The sequence below is a fragment of the Pedobacter immunditicola genome, from assembly GCF_037482985.1.
GTDB lineage: Bacteria > Bacteroidota > Bacteroidia > Sphingobacteriales > Sphingobacteriaceae > Pedobacter > Pedobacter immunditicola.
Genome location: NZ_JBBHKC010000001.1, coordinates 445,503 through 459,263, shown reverse-complemented (window position 1 = coordinate 459,263; position 13,761 = coordinate 445,503). Strand labels below are relative to the sequence as shown.

Annotated in this window: 10 protein-coding genes; 3 read left to right on the top strand and 7 right to left on the bottom strand. The window is 42.6% G+C overall.

Going from position 1 to position 13,761, the window contains the following annotated elements; translation table 11 throughout:
* The first annotated feature begins 41 nt into the window (after positions 1 to 41).
* Positions 42 to 1,241 (top strand): metallophosphoesterase, encoded by a 1,200-nt coding sequence (locus WG905_RS01920; RefSeq protein WP_339590001.1) that lies wholly within the window; start codon positions 42 to 44, stop codon positions 1,239 to 1,241.
* Here the strand turns inward: WG905_RS01920 and WG905_RS01915 are convergent.
* On the bottom strand, positions 1,198 to 1,503 hold the full coding sequence (locus WG905_RS01915; RefSeq protein WP_339590000.1) for a hypothetical protein: 306 nt from the start codon (positions 1,501 to 1,503) through the stop codon (positions 1,198 to 1,200). The two genes, WG905_RS01920 and WG905_RS01915, sit on opposite strands and share 44 nt — an antisense overlap.
* Before the next feature lie 266 nt (positions 1,504 to 1,769).
* Here WG905_RS01915 and WG905_RS01910 point away from each other — a divergent pair, with 266 nt between their 5' ends.
* Positions 1,770 to 3,317 carry a malate:quinone oxidoreductase gene (locus WG905_RS01910; protein WP_339590129.1) on the top strand — a complete coding sequence of 516 codons (1,548 nt, stop codon included), beginning with the start codon at positions 1,770 to 1,772 and terminating at the stop codon, positions 3,315 to 3,317.
* Positions 3,318 to 3,392: 75 nt separating this feature from the next.
* Here the strand turns inward: WG905_RS01910 and WG905_RS01905 are convergent, their stop codons facing one another.
* Positions 3,393 to 4,460 carry a GAF domain-containing sensor histidine kinase gene (locus WG905_RS01905; RefSeq protein WP_339589999.1) on the bottom strand — a complete coding sequence of 356 codons (1,068 nt, stop codon included), beginning with the start codon at positions 4,458 to 4,460 and terminating at the stop codon, positions 3,393 to 3,395.
* A gap of 58 nt (positions 4,461 to 4,518) precedes the next feature.
* Entirely contained in the window at positions 4,519 to 5,385 is an 867-nt protein-coding gene (locus tag WG905_RS01900) for an aldose 1-epimerase family protein (RefSeq protein WP_339589998.1), read from the bottom strand.
* Positions 5,386 to 5,432: 47 nt separating this feature from the next.
* Between WG905_RS01900 and WG905_RS01895 the strand changes: the two genes are divergently transcribed.
* On the top strand, positions 5,433 to 6,806 hold the full coding sequence (locus WG905_RS01895) for an NAD-dependent succinate-semialdehyde dehydrogenase (protein WP_339589997.1): 1,374 nt from the start codon (positions 5,433 to 5,435) through the stop codon (positions 6,804 to 6,806).
* 12 nt (positions 6,807 to 6,818) lie between these two features.
* On the opposite strand, the gene WG905_RS01890 is transcribed toward WG905_RS01895, so the two are convergent.
* From WG905_RS01890 to WG905_RS01875, 4 genes are all read right to left on the bottom strand, one after another.
* A complete protein-coding gene (locus WG905_RS01890) occupies positions 6,819 to 7,613 on the bottom strand; it encodes an FHA domain-containing protein (protein ID WP_339589996.1) in 795 nt (264 codons plus the stop codon).
* A gap of 5 nt (positions 7,614 to 7,618) precedes the next feature.
* Positions 7,619 to 11,590 carry an FtsW/RodA/SpoVE family cell cycle protein gene (locus WG905_RS01885; RefSeq protein WP_339589995.1) on the bottom strand — a complete coding sequence of 1,324 codons (3,972 nt, stop codon included), beginning with the start codon at positions 11,588 to 11,590 and terminating at the stop codon, positions 7,619 to 7,621.
* On the bottom strand, positions 11,568 to 12,716 hold the full coding sequence (locus WG905_RS01880) for a PP2C family protein-serine/threonine phosphatase (RefSeq protein ID WP_339589994.1): 1,149 nt from the start codon (positions 12,714 to 12,716) through the stop codon (positions 11,568 to 11,570). The genes WG905_RS01885 and WG905_RS01880 overlap by 23 nt, the downstream gene beginning before the upstream one ends.
* Positions 12,717 to 12,804: 88 nt before the next feature.
* Positions 12,805 to 13,755 (bottom strand): hypothetical protein, encoded by a 951-nt coding sequence (locus tag WG905_RS01875; protein WP_339589993.1) that lies wholly within the window; start codon positions 13,753 to 13,755, stop codon positions 12,805 to 12,807.
* Positions 13,756 to 13,761 lie beyond the last annotated feature (6 nt).

Here is a 13,761-nt window from a genome sequence, read left to right as displayed (position 1 = left end):
ATATAAGGCAATATACTGTACTTTTGTATTTACGAAAGCTCATGAAAAGAAAAATCAAACTCCTTCCAATTGCCATATTTATCCTTTTTTACTTCCTGTTGCATTGGTATGTATTGTCTGGTCTTCATGTTTACAGCGATAAGCCCTTGCTGGAGCTTTCTTTCTGGCTGGTGATTTCCTGGATCAGTTTGTCTTTAATTTATGCCATAAAACGGATTGAAAGCAGCGGCATGGATTACTTTTTTAAGTTTTCTACCCATGCCTTCCTCATTTTAATCTGTGTAGAACTGGTCTTTGTTGCGGTATTGATTCCCGGTGATATTTACAGACTTGTAACCCAACAACCCCGAAATCTATATTGGGTGGAATTTGCCTCTCTTTTAGCCATCGCTACTTTTTTCCTGTTTGTGCATGGAATCCTTAAAGGAAAATATGCCTACCGGGTGATTAAACACACCTTATATTTTGAGGATCTCCCCGAGAATTTTGAAGGTTTTACCATTACGCAGATATCCGATATTCACGCAGGGAGCTTTAACAATCCAAAAGCTATCCAGAAAGGCATAGACCTGATCAACAAACAACAATCAGATCTTTTTGTATTTACCGGTGATATGGTAAACAACAAGGCCAGCGAAATTGTGCCTTGGCTAAGTTATTTTTCACAAATAAAAGCCCCCTACGGACAGTTCTCCATTCTGGGCAATCATGACTATGGAGATTATGTAAAATGGGACAACCAGGCAAATAAAAGTGCTAATTTACAGCAGTTAAAAGACTACCATAAAGCATTGGGATACCGCCTGCTGTTAGATGAGCATGTAGAAATTGTTAAAGAGAACGAAAAAATTATTCTTGCTGGCGTTGAGAACTGGGGTTTAGGTTTTGGAGAACGTGGTGATTTAAAAAAAGCATTGCACAAAGTAGACGCAGATAATTTTATCATTTTGCTCTCACATGATCCTTCACATTGGGAGGAACAGGTGAAAAATTACCCCATTAAAATACAGCTCACCTTGTCCGGGCATACACATGGTATGCAGTTTGGATTAGAGGCTTTGGGTATTAAATGGAGTCCGGTAAAATATCGATATCCACATTGGGCGGGTATTAAAAAAGGTAATAACCGCTACCTGAACATTAACCGCGGATTTGGATTCCTTGGTTTTTCCGGCAGAATAGGGATATGGCCTGAAATTACGGTTGTAACGCTGAAAAGGCCCCCGCATCTTCCCGACTAGGTTTTCTCTTCACCAATTCCAGATAATGTTCACCAACAGGCGGTATATTGATTAATTCGCCGTATTTCATCCCAAATAATATCTCCAGTTTCCGCACACATTCATAAGGAATATCTTTCTTGCTTCTATAGGGAATCTTACAATAATTACGAAAAGTATTGTAGGAAACGCCCAGGATATCAGGAATCTGATTAACCAAAATTTTGTTCTGTTTTACGGGAAGATTTTCTAAAAATTCTTCGATTTTATATTTATAGGTCATACATAATTTAGTTTAGTAAGGTAAAAATATATTTCTTTATTGTTACAATGGTAATAATTATGATTTTTTTTTAAAAATAATTCACTCAAAAATAATTTAAATGATAAAAGTGATTTAAAGAAAGATAGCATTCGGCTCATTATCAGCCAATTAAATTAAGAAAAACAAGTTTATTGAGTTTTTTATTTTTTCGCATTTCTCCATAGATTTTTAAGAAGATTGCGATAACATTACTTAAAGTCAGGGTATCAAAAAAGTTTTTATGTATTTTTGCTGAATTAACTGAAGACATGAGTAGCATAATGAATAATTCTGAAGAAGCAGCGGACGTTGTATTGATCGGTGCAGGAATCATGAGCGCCACGCTTGGCGTACTTTTAAAAGAGTTAAATCCGGATATAAGTATTGAAATATTTGAGCGTTTAGATGTGGCGGCAGCTGAAAGTTCTGATGCATGGAATAATGCCGGCACGGGACATTCTGCTTTTTGTGAATTGAACTACACACCTCAGCATGAAGATGGCACTGTTGACACTTCCAAAGCTATCGCCATTGCAGAGTCTTTTGAAGTTTCCAAACAATTTTGGTCTTTTCTGATTCAAAACAGAATGATCGATTCTCCGGAAAACTTCATCAAAACCATTCCTCATATGAGTTTTGTATGGGGTGATAAAAATGTTGAATTCTTAAGGGAAAGATATAAAGAACTTCAGAAGAATCATTTATTTCATGGCATGACCTATACGGAAGAGCGAAGTATATTGGAGCAGTGGATACCGTTGGTGATGGAAGGCAGATCTGAAGAAGATAAAGTTGCTGCAACCAGGATGACCTTAGGTACGGACGTGAATTTTGGGGCATTGGCGAAAATGATGTTCGATTACTTAAAAACTAAAGATAATGTTAAACTCCATTTTAATCACGAAGTTAAAAAACTGAGACAAATTAATGGTCTTTGGGAAATAAAGGTAAGAAACGAGGCAACCGGAAAAAGAAAGGTTGTAAAGTCTAAATTTGTTTTTATCGGTGCCGGTGGTGGCTCCCTGCCATTGCTTGAGAAATCTGATATTCCTGAAGGAAAAGGTTTCGGCGGATTTCCTGTTAGCGGACAATGGTTGAAATGCGTTAACCAGGAGGTGGTTGAACGCCATAATGCAAAAGTTTACGGGAAAGCATCGGTTGGTTCACCTCCAATGTCAGTTCCTCACCTGGACACGCGCATGATTGATGGAAAAAAGGCCTTGTTATTTGGCCCTTATGCTGGCTTTTCGACAAGGTTCCTGAAGAAAGGTTCTTTGCTTGATCTGCCCCTATCTATTAAATTAAACAATATTTACCCGATGGTAGCTGCAGGATTAAAAAATATCCCGCTTACAAAATACCTTATCCACCAGGTCAGACAGTCAGATGATCAACGCATGGATGCATTAAGGGAATACTTACCGAATGCAAGAATGGAAGATTGGGAATTGGAAGCTGCAGGACAGCGTGTGCAGGTCATTAAGAAAGATGCTGAACATGGTGGTATCCTGGAGTTCGGCACAGAAATGGTTAGTGCTGCTGATGGCTCTATTGCGGCCTTGCTTGGTGCTTCACCGGGTGCATCTACAGCAGTTTCGATCATGCTGAGCTTGCTGGAGCGTTGCTTTCCAGAACATATTGCAACACCTGAGTGGAAACAGAAATTACAGAAAATGGTTCCTTCCTATGGTCAGTCATTACGAGATGACGCCGTTTTAAGTGATAAAATCAGAAAGCAGACGACACATGCCCTGAGTTTACACTCGGAAGGATTTAATATACCCGTCGAATAAATAGCGGCTTTTAACGATCAAATCCTCAAGGATATAGAATTTAAAGACCTATATCCTTGAGGATAAAAAATTCCTTTATGATATAAAGGAAGGAATTTCAACAAAGAAACTGGATCCTTTTCCAATCCCATCACTTTCTGCCCATACCTTTCCATGATGTGCTTCCACAAGCTGCTTAACAATGGAAAGACCTAAACCAGTAGACTTTTCATTCCCTGTGGGGTGGGCACTCAATTTTGAGTAAGGCAGAAACATCCTGCTTTTATCTTCCGCAGTGAGCCCGGGACCATTATCCTGAACATGCATGACTGCTTTATTATCCTTTTCGGTTACAGTAACGGTAATAACTTCTCCTTTAGGAGAATATTTAACCGCGTTATTGATCAGGTTATCCACCACTTCAATCAACCTTTGTTCATCTGCGATTACTGCAGGCCTGCTTTCAATGTAAAGATCGATGCGTTGCCCTTTATTTGTCGCCAATGCTTCATTAGCCTCCACGGTTTGCGAAACGATAGCAGCAAAATCAAGTTTAAAAGTATACAGGCTCAATTTACCGGCATCAAAACTTGCGGCAGACAATAACTCATCTATGGTGCGCGTCATGATTAAACCAGCTTGTTTGATCTGGTCACACATCCTGTCCACCGCGTCCGGGTCATGCTTTTTTAACTTAATTAAGTCGGCACGAACAGGAATGGTGGTCAAAGGGTTCTTTAGGTCATGAGCCGCAATTTGTAACAATTGTTTCTGGTAGGCAACAGCCTGTTCGGCAGCAAGGCTTGTTTCCCGGTAAGCCATGGCCATTGCCGCAAAATCGTTAAGCAACTCTTCCTTCTCGCTGGATAAAAACCCCTGCTGATTGTCCAGCAAACAGAAATTACCCATTAAAACACCGTCCTTGGACACTAATGGCGCCGCGGCATAGAATTTAACATCAAAGTTTTTAAAGAACAGAGATTCCGGATAATTTTCTTGAGTATAATGAATGTCAGCTGCATCTATGCCGTAAATGGATTTTAACGATACACATCCAGCATCCAAAAAAGACAATATAACAACCGGATAGTCAAGCGTTTTAGCCGCCATTCTCGTAAGCTTGTCATACATCGTATCAGTAATCAGACTATAGGTATTAACCATAAAGGAAAATATTAAATGCACATTTTCAAAAGTAGCAATTTTTTGAAATTAAACTAAATTAAAAAACATCTATTTCCCATGTTCTTTTCCATGTTGATTGGGGCATCAGCTTTTCAATACCTTCTTTGTTTTCGAGCAGCCCATCATGATAAATACCATCGGCAATACCACACCATGGCTCTAAACAAACGAAATCAGCATCCCTGGCACTCCAAATGCCAAAATAAGGAAAGTCTTTAAACGAAAACCCTAAGCCATGGATATTCTTTGAGTTTAACAAAGCGATACGGTCACTTTTTAAATTTTTAAACACAAGGGCATCCTCATAAAATAAACCATGATTCAAGGCAAGCCTACCTTCCGCCAGTGCAATCGTAGTCGTCTCATCAGCAATCAGGTTGTCCACAATTTTATTTGCCTGGAGTGCCTCGTCCTTGTTAAATTGCAGATAATAATCACCATACTGTTCCTGTTCCTGCAAAGGCACTGCAAATGCAGGATGCCCTCCAATTGAGAATAGTAATTCTTCGGTACCCGGGTTAAAAATTTCATAGGTACAGGATAATGAGGAGGCCGATAAATGGTACCTGATCCCCAGATTGAATTTAAAAGGATAATTGACCCATGTGTCGGCAGTATCTTGAAGGGTAAATAACACTTCACCATCACTGATTTGCTGAAGGTCAAAAATCCTATCACGGGCAAAACCATGACGACCTAGCGTATAATTTTTATTTTTATAAGTATAAGTATTTCCTTTTAAGGCACCTACAATCGGGAATAAAACCGGGCTGGTTTTAGCCCAGAATTCAGGTTCGGCGGCCCACATGTATTCTTGTTTGGTTGGCTTATGAATAAGACTTTTTAATTCAGCTCCTTTTTGAACAAAAGAAACTTTAACATTTTCGTTTTCCAGTAAAATCATAGGGTTTAAATTTAGAAAATTACTTCAATAATGCCTAAATTTATCATATGAGTATGCAATCCATCAATCCGGTAAACGGCGAAGTCGTGAAAACATATCAGAAAGATTCTGAAGAAATGGTCAATAAAAAGATTGAGCAGGCCCAGGCGGCCTTCACCCCCTGGCGTAATTGTATATTCAAGGAAAGAGCCGTCCTGCTCAGAAAAGCTGCTGCTGTACTTCGCAAACGCCAGGACGAACTGGCCACACTCATGGCCCTGGAAATGGGTAAGCCTTTAAAAAATGGCCTCGATGAGGTAGAGAAATGTGCTGCTGTCTGTGAGTACTATGCCGAGAATGGAGAGAAATATTTAAAAGATGAGCTTATCGCTACCGAAGCTACCCGCAGCTACGTGAGTTACCAGCCCCTGGGCGTGGTTTTGGCCATTATGCCCTGGAACTTCCCTTTCTGGCAGACCTTCCGTTTTCTGGCGCCGGGTTTAATGGCCGGAAATTGCGCCCTCTTGAAGCATGCGTCGAATGTAACAGGCTGTGCCCTGGCTATAGAAAAAGTAATTAAAGAGGCCGGATTCCCAAAAAATGTCTTTCAAACCCTAATCATGGGTAGTGAAGGGATCAAAAAAGTGATCGAAAATCCCATCATCAAAGCGGTTACCTTAACAGGAAGTACAGCAGCAGGAATGCAGGTTGCCCAACAGGCTGCCGGGTTGTTAAAAAAAGCTGTACTTGAGCTCGGCGGCAGTGACGCCTATCTTGTGCTGGAAGATGCAGATCTTGAATATGCTGCTGGGATTTGTGCCGAAAGCCGTTTAATCAACAACGGACAGAGCTGCATTGCCGCTAAACGATTTATTCTGGTAGAAAGCATCGCCGAAGAATTTACAAAAAGATTTATCAAAAAGATGTCGGCGAAAAAAACCGGTGACCCCTTACAAAAAACGACCGACTTAGGTCCTATGGCCAGGAAAGACCTTCGGGATCAACTTCACCAGCAAGTACTTGATAATATTGAAGCTGGTGCAGCATGTATCTTAGGCGGAAATATACCTGAAAAAGACGGCGACCATGCCTTTTATACCCCTACCATCTTAACGGGAATCAAAAAGGGTATGCCAGCCTATTCTGAAGAAATCTTCGGTCCGGTGGCCCTGGTGATCCATGCTAAAGATACGGAAGAAGCCGTAAAAATTGCTAACGATTCACCGTTCGGATTAGGAGCGGCCATCTTTACCCGCAATGAAATTAAAGGAGAACAGATTGCCCGGAATTATTTCCAGGCAGGATCATGCTTTGTAAATTCTCTTGTCAAGTCAGATCCCCGGTTACCATTCGGCGGTATTAAGCAAAGTGGTTATGGCAGGGAGCTGGGGATTTATGGTATTCGTGAATTTGTGAACATCAAGACTGTGTATGTGCGTTAGATGGTATCCTGCTTAATCCACGTAATTAAATTGCAACACCACAGATTCACCCAGGATCAGCTGATCATCATCTTGTAAAAAATGACCAACAAGGGTGGAATTTAATTTAATCTGAGCTTCTTCATCCAGGGACTGGATTTTAGTTTTGTTGCCCGGCGGTACCCCGCCTTCATCGGCAAACAATACAAAACCACCTTTTTTATCATCCCATTCCAGGTGGGCATGCTGCCGGCTTACAAACCTGTTGCCTACAAATTCTACATCTTCGGGAAAAACAATATGGTTGTTCCTGATAGAACCACCGGCTGTAGTCGCATTATTGCCGCGGCCAAGATTGATCCTGCCATCCTTGCTGCTGATGAGGTAACTACTTTGCTCTGCCTGCCCATTAATCACCTTCAATATAGCCGAGGTTTTTACCACATGCACTTCAGGTACAAAGACAGGTGTGGTTTCAATGTCTAATTCCATAGGCAGACGATCATGCTTGATACCCTGAGCTGGCAGTGTTTCTACAAGGTGGATCTCCAGTTGCCAATCTTTTGGCAGGTTCACAGCGAAATTATCCGCAATGCGTTGCACCTCCTGTTTTAACCGGTCGGGTTCAGCGCTATAACTTGCAGCCTCATAAAGGTGTTTTTCTGTTGGTGCAGGGGCGGCGTAAAGTTTTAAGGCATGGATATTTGCACCTTCACCACCTTCAGACTTTTGTAGCTCTTCCTTGATAAACTGCAGGATGAGATCGCGAACCACCTTTACATCCAGGGGTTGATCTTCTGTATTTCTCTTGAATAAATTGAACATCATATTGTTTATTTAACACCTTTCATATAACCCTTTTGTACTAACAACGGAATAACATGCTTTCCGGCAAGCCTTACCGCGACAGAAGAACCTTTAGTAGATTCTATGCGGACACAAACCACTGTATTCCCTACCCCATCCGGCTTTGGAGCAAAAAACACATACCAGCCATCATTAATCTGCTCACCTTTCCATACCCTTTCCGGAGTTCCTGTTTTACCAGCTACCTGTGCTTTCAAAATCCACTCCTTGTTGGCACTTTGCTCTATCATAAAGGTACGAAGCGTTTCCGCATAATCTGGATGTTTTGCAATATCCACACCTTTTTTTAGGGCCACGGGTTTGCCGCTGATCTGCAGTGCATAACGATGGGGCACCAAATTCCCCTTATTGGCAATACCTGCAGCCAAACGAGCAACAGATGCTGGTGTAGCGATTAACTCTCCTTGCCCCCAGGCTATGCCCGACAGTCCAGTAGCCCTGTATTTACGAATGTTATTCGGGTTATAACGGCTGTTAAATTCCGTCTTGCGCCATAGGTCAAACCATTTCTCCTCCTGCTTTTTATTAACAGGTGGCCTGTTGTAATAATACCCGCCGACGCCATGTAAAAACATACCTGTTTTCAAATACAAGCTTCCCATTTCTTCCTGCAACTGCTCTTCATTTGCCAGCTTGATGAAGTAAACGTTGTTCGATCTAACAATTGCCCGTTGCATGGTAATCCTGCCAGTTTCATCAGGCTCTATCCCTTTGGTACGGATTCGCTCATGAGCGCTTACCTGGAAAGTTTTATTGACGGCCTGATGGCCCATTTTGTTAAAAGCAGCCAAAGCAGTTAGCAGCTTCGCTATGGAACCTGGTTGGGTAGCTATGGTAAAACCCGGATCCGCATTGGTTACCCAACCCGGTAGTCTGTTCTGCTCGGCATTGCTCAAGTTCATTTGCTCCCAGCTGTTTACTTCAGGCAATGGATAGGCCGCTGAGGCCAGTACATCACCCGTTGAAGATTCCATGACCACCACCGAAACCCTGCTTTTCAGTAAGGCAGTATCCGCGGCAATAGATTGCTGAAGTTGTGTTTGAAGGGAAGCGTCGACAGTAAGTTTGACATCCCTGTTTTTACGCTTCAAGGCGGCAATTTGTGCCGTGTCCAGACCAGACAATAACAAAGAAGTAAGCGCACTGAAATCCCTGTGCTGTACAGGCATTTCCCTGACACCACGGGGTAAAAACCGATCTTCCCGGTAGCGCGATGCCGTTACATTAAAATTGCTGATCGGCATTTGAAAGCCACGGAGCTCTGCCGCATGTTCATACTCTGCAAAATAACCGTTCATGCCGCCGGTGAAAATTCCGGTATTGGCATCACCCGTCCAGAAAAACATTTCCTCTTCAAATGGATAAAAGCGTTTGGGACGTTTTTGCAGCACAGAATCCAGGTTGTAGCTGCCCACACCTGCCTGTTGCAATAATTTCTTCTGTTTGATCACCAGCTTGGGATCACTCGTGGCCAATAACCTGCCACCCCTGTCGTACAGGTTCCCCGACTCCAGCCGGCGCATTAAAATACCGATGCGCGGATTATAACTGAACATCCTCAAGCCACTTCTATCGGCGACGAGGGATGGTTTGGCAATCCACTTATCATTATACAAAGCGTAAATTCCAATGTTAACCACCAGAAGAAGAATCCCAGCCGTTGCAACAGCCAGTGCCGGAACTAGGTTGCTGTCTTGCTGTTTCTGAATATATTCCAGCTGCACCGCAGTGCCGCGTAATTTCGAAACCGACAATAAAAAGCCCGCAGCAGCTAAGTTAATCACCAGTGATGATCCGCCATAGCTTTCAAAAGGCAGCGATACACCCGATAAAGGCAAAGCTCCTGTAGAACCCGCGGCAATTAAGAGAAACTGGATAAAAGTCGCAATACCGATGCCTGAACAGAGGTAAAATAGAAAAGGGTTACCTGTTTGTCTGCCTATCAAAATAGACCGGTGCAAATAAATTAAAAACAGCACAAAGATACATACCATGCCTGCCCAGCCAAATTCTTCGCCCATGGCAGGTAAGATCATATCAGTATGTGCTTCTGGAATTGTCTTGGCAAAACCTTCGCCTGTGCCTTGTCCGGAAAAGCCACCGCTGGAAATAGCCCACAAGCCATTGGCCACCTGGTCGCCCCCATAAACTTCATTATTCCATGCATCCTGCCATATCGCCTTCCGATCGGCAAGGCGCTCAATGGGACCTGGCACTATCTGATCTAAAAATGGTATTTTATCAATGGTGAGGAAGGCAGTGATGACCACAAGGGCCATGATTGCCGATTCACTGGCCTGTTTCCACCTAAAAAATTGCCAGGCAAAAAGCAGCGCAAAAGTAATGGCCGCTGCAAGCCATACATTATCGATAAAAAATGAAGCCAACACATACAATCCTACAAAGGCGGCCATTTTCATAAAGTCGCCCCTGGAGAAAGAAAACAGAATGATAAAGGTAAAACAGATCACGATAGCAGGGCCAAGGTCACCAAGCGCGAGGAATAACATCAAGGTGAGCACAATGGCTACCAAGGCAAAAGAAAAGAATGCCCAGCGTTTTTGCCAGCTGGAATATTCAGCAATAAAGCGTTCATTTAAGGCAAAAAACCCCGCCAGAAAAAGAATCACCATAAATTTGACCACTTCACTTGGTTGTACACCCAGTAGATTTACTTTCACACCACTACCCTCAGGGCCGGAGCCCAGCACAATGGTGCTTAGCAATAACAGCATGGCAAAAACAATCCATGGCCAGCCGTTAGCGGCACTTCGGTCTTTCCGGAAAATGAACATCCGGTACAACTTAGCATCTGCGTTGAAAAATCGGAAATTGATAAAAAGCAAAATGCAGACAATGAGCACGCCAATGCCAAGAAAAAACAAGGTATCGAGGGCCAAAAAACGATCCCGTAAGGGATCCTGCAAGCTCAGTAAAGTTAACAGCGATAGTCCGGTCAGCACCATGATGATGGGCAATAGAAATTGATCTGCCTCTGGTGCTCTCCAGCACAGCAGCAGATGGAGCAATAAAAAAGCGCCGATAAAACCGCCTGCAATAGTGTAAAAAGCTTGGAAAAATTGATCAGGTGTACGCACGATAAAGGCACCGTCAGATTTTAAGGTGCTAAAATCCCGCGAGGAAAGCAACCTCATGCTATGGACCTGCTGGTTAAATGTAAATTCTTTATCCCCCTTCAGTTCAGCGATTCCCTGAGTCCTTCCAAATTCGAAGCCCGGCCGTAAAGGTAAAACCTCGTAAGCCCTGTCGGAAGCCAGGTTTTTAAATTCAAAACGCCCGTCGGCACCGGTACGTGTAAAAGCAGTCAGTGGTTGTAAATGAGTGCTGTCTTTGGGAATGATCATCTGCAGCATGACAAGTACACCAGGTATGGCTTTGCCTTCATCCAAAAGTTCACCGCTGATCTGGTACTCACCAGCCTGAAGATCTGTTATGGCTGGATGCGCCTTTGGATTGGACTTTTCCTGCTGGTAATTGATACCGTTTTCATCATCATAGCCCAGTAAGGTTCTGGATAAAAGTGCCCTTTTTTTAAAGGATTGTCCGCCGTTGACATAAGCTTGTTCTGCGGGCACATAATATGCCCTTTTGTTCAGTTCTCCGATATTCTCGAATTCCTCCCCACTTTGGAGGCGATTTTCAAGAACCGAACCGATATAAGCAACGTCACGGCGGTCGAGGTCATAGTTACCGGTGGTTAAAACACGCCTTATGTCGTTGATGGGATCGGGACCGTTAAGGTTGATTATACTTCCATTTGCCAATTGCTTGTCTGTGCCCGCCAGGCGGTCTTGCAATACGCCGAATAAATTAAAAAAAAACAACAGCAATACCACCGAGAGGAGGCCAATAAATAAACGTTCTTTTCGTCTTATTCCATTTCCACTTTGGTATTTACTCAATTGTTCTTGTTCCATTTACTTTTGTTTTCTCAGGGATCGTATCTTTATCTTTACTATTAGTGGTATCACGCAAGGGGGTGTTGATGGTATCCTGTTCTTTAGGTACCGGAAGTACCCAGGGATTTTCGAAAACCGGCGCTAATGTTCTGTCTCTTTTTTGCAATTGGTTGACCTGCCAGGCCATCCAACCCAGCACCCCTAACAATAAGCAGATTACTGCCAGCAGAAATACGATCCAGCCTCTGGTTTTAGAAGTCTTTACGGTTTGCTGGACAACAGCCTGGGGGCGATCAGTTGCAACCGCCTGTTCCTTCGGCAAGGGCTCTTTAATCTCACTATGGACCGGAACAGTTCTGCTTTGTGGTTTGGAGGCTTGATGCTTTAAAGGCGTGGTATTGTTTTTAACCAACACTACCGTAATATTGTCATGACCACCGGCATCGTTTGCGGCATCAATCAAAGAGGCTGTCGCCGCCTTCAATGTAGCATGATTTGTTAAGAGTATGGTGAGCTGATCTTTATCAACACCGTCGGTTAAACCATCGCTACACAACAATAAAGTATCACCAGGGAGAAAGGGGCTTTCACCGGATTCAATAAAATCATCCTTCATCGCCTCAGTGCTATTGAAACCCAGGGCTTGGTTAATTTCGTTGCGTTTAGGATGGCTCATGGCGGCCGACTCAGATAAACGGCCTGAATCTTCTAAAAAGCCGACAAAAGAATGATCCTGCGTAATTTTAACCAATACTTTATCCCTGAGCAGGTATAAACGCGTATCGCCGACATGAGCATAGTAAAATTTATTATTCTCTACATCCGCAAGAACGAGTGTAAGCACACAGGCCATTTTTTCAAGGGAAGGATCAAGTTGTTTGCGGTTATAAATTTCATCATTGGCCAGCTTAAGGGTACCAATCATCCGTGGAATCGGATCTTCTGCAGTAATACCAAACAAATTTCTTTTTATGCATTCCTTTGTAATCGCTGCCGCAACTTCTCCCCCATCGTATCCACCGACACCATCAATTACACATCCCAGAATAAATCCACTATGCAATAATTCCTCCGCTAAGAAAGCATCTTCATTATTATCCCTTACCCTACCAATATCCGTTTGGCCAAATACATTATTGTCCATCACCATGTTTTTTAATATCCCTAAAATGGTTCACTAATAAGCCTATACAAAGGATCAATAATGCCCAGGTCAATAATTGTGACATTCTTTATCCTTTAAATACGTTAATCCCAATAATTCCGTTCAACATGATCTTTGAGTTGATCGGCAATTCCATCCATTCGGGCGAGTTGATATTGCTGCGCAGCACTTCATTTTCATTGATAATTGTTTTCTCACCAAAAGAAGTCAGGTAAAGTTTGCCATCAGCAGCATTAAACCTGATACGCAAATGAGGCGTGTCTACCCAGTCTGAGGGAATTTTAAAAACATTCGGTTCTTCCCTGGTTTCTTCCGCACCCGAAACCACAATCTCCTCGTCCTTCATCAGGTACTCAAACTTCTTGCCTGAGTATTTTTGATCCGGCATAATGGTATCCAGCCGGGCGAAAATTTTCTTCGGTTTTTTAACGGCTCCAGGTTCCTCTTCTTCCTGCTCCCTTAAATAAGGTAGTTCATAATAGCCCTCACTGTAATAGGTAAAGCCTTTTAATATATCTTCGTTCACGTCAAAAGTCTGGACCACCCCTGTTTGTCGGGGTATAAAAGTTACGCGCATGTTATCGTCTTTTAGTGAACTACCCGGAAGTAATTTACCAATGAACCCAATGTCGCCCCTTTCATAATCCGGATGGGAAACCAAACGAAACACCCATTTGGAACTGGAAGGCTGCACTTTTTTGCCTTCTTTTTCATAGGCATTTAGTATTTCATAAAACTGCTTAACCGATTCATCAACGATGATCCCGAACAAGCCTTGTTTTTGCGTTAAAAATTCTTTATAATCATCTGCGTTGAAACAGATCATATATTCATGATAAAAAACAACACGCTCGGCAAAAGACAATTCCCTTACGGATTCTTTAAATTTTTCTAAGATATATTTATAAATGCTATCAGGAGTAAGGGCCCTTGCTGCTTTTGACCTTGCTGACTTTTCGCCTGGTAAAAAGAGATCCTGAAGACCAATTCGCTTCCAGAAAGTTGTTTTTGATTCCATTGTTGT

Coding starts and splice junctions, on each gene's coding strand:
- WG905_RS01920 (WP_339590001.1), top strand. CDS start 42: ATGAAAAGAAAAATCAAACTCCTTCCAATTGCCATATTTATCCTTTTT.
- WG905_RS01915 (WP_339590000.1), bottom strand. CDS start 1,503: ATGACCTATAAATATAAAATCGAAGAATTTTTAGAAAATCTTCCCGTA.
- WG905_RS01905 (WP_339589999.1), bottom strand. CDS start 4,460: ATGGTTAATACCTATAGTCTGATTACTGATACGATGTATGACAAGCTT.
- WG905_RS01900 (WP_339589998.1), bottom strand. CDS start 5,385: ATGATTTTACTGGAAAACGAAAATGTTAAAGTTTCTTTTGTTCAAAAA.
- WG905_RS01895 (WP_339589997.1), top strand. CDS start 5,433: ATGAGTATGCAATCCATCAATCCGGTAAACGGCGAAGTCGTGAAAACA.
- WG905_RS01890 (WP_339589996.1), bottom strand. CDS start 7,613: ATGATGTTCAATTTATTCAAGAGAAATACAGAAGATCAACCCCTGGAT.
- WG905_RS01885 (WP_339589995.1), bottom strand. CDS start 11,590: ATGGAACAAGAACAATTGAGTAAATACCAAAGTGGAAATGGAATAAGA.
- WG905_RS01880 (WP_339589994.1), bottom strand. CDS start 12,716: ATGGACAATAATGTATTTGGCCAAACGGATATTGGTAGGGTAAGGGAT.
- WG905_RS01875 (WP_339589993.1), bottom strand. CDS start 13,755: ATGGAATCAAAAACAACTTTCTGGAAGCGAATTGGTCTTCAGGATCTC.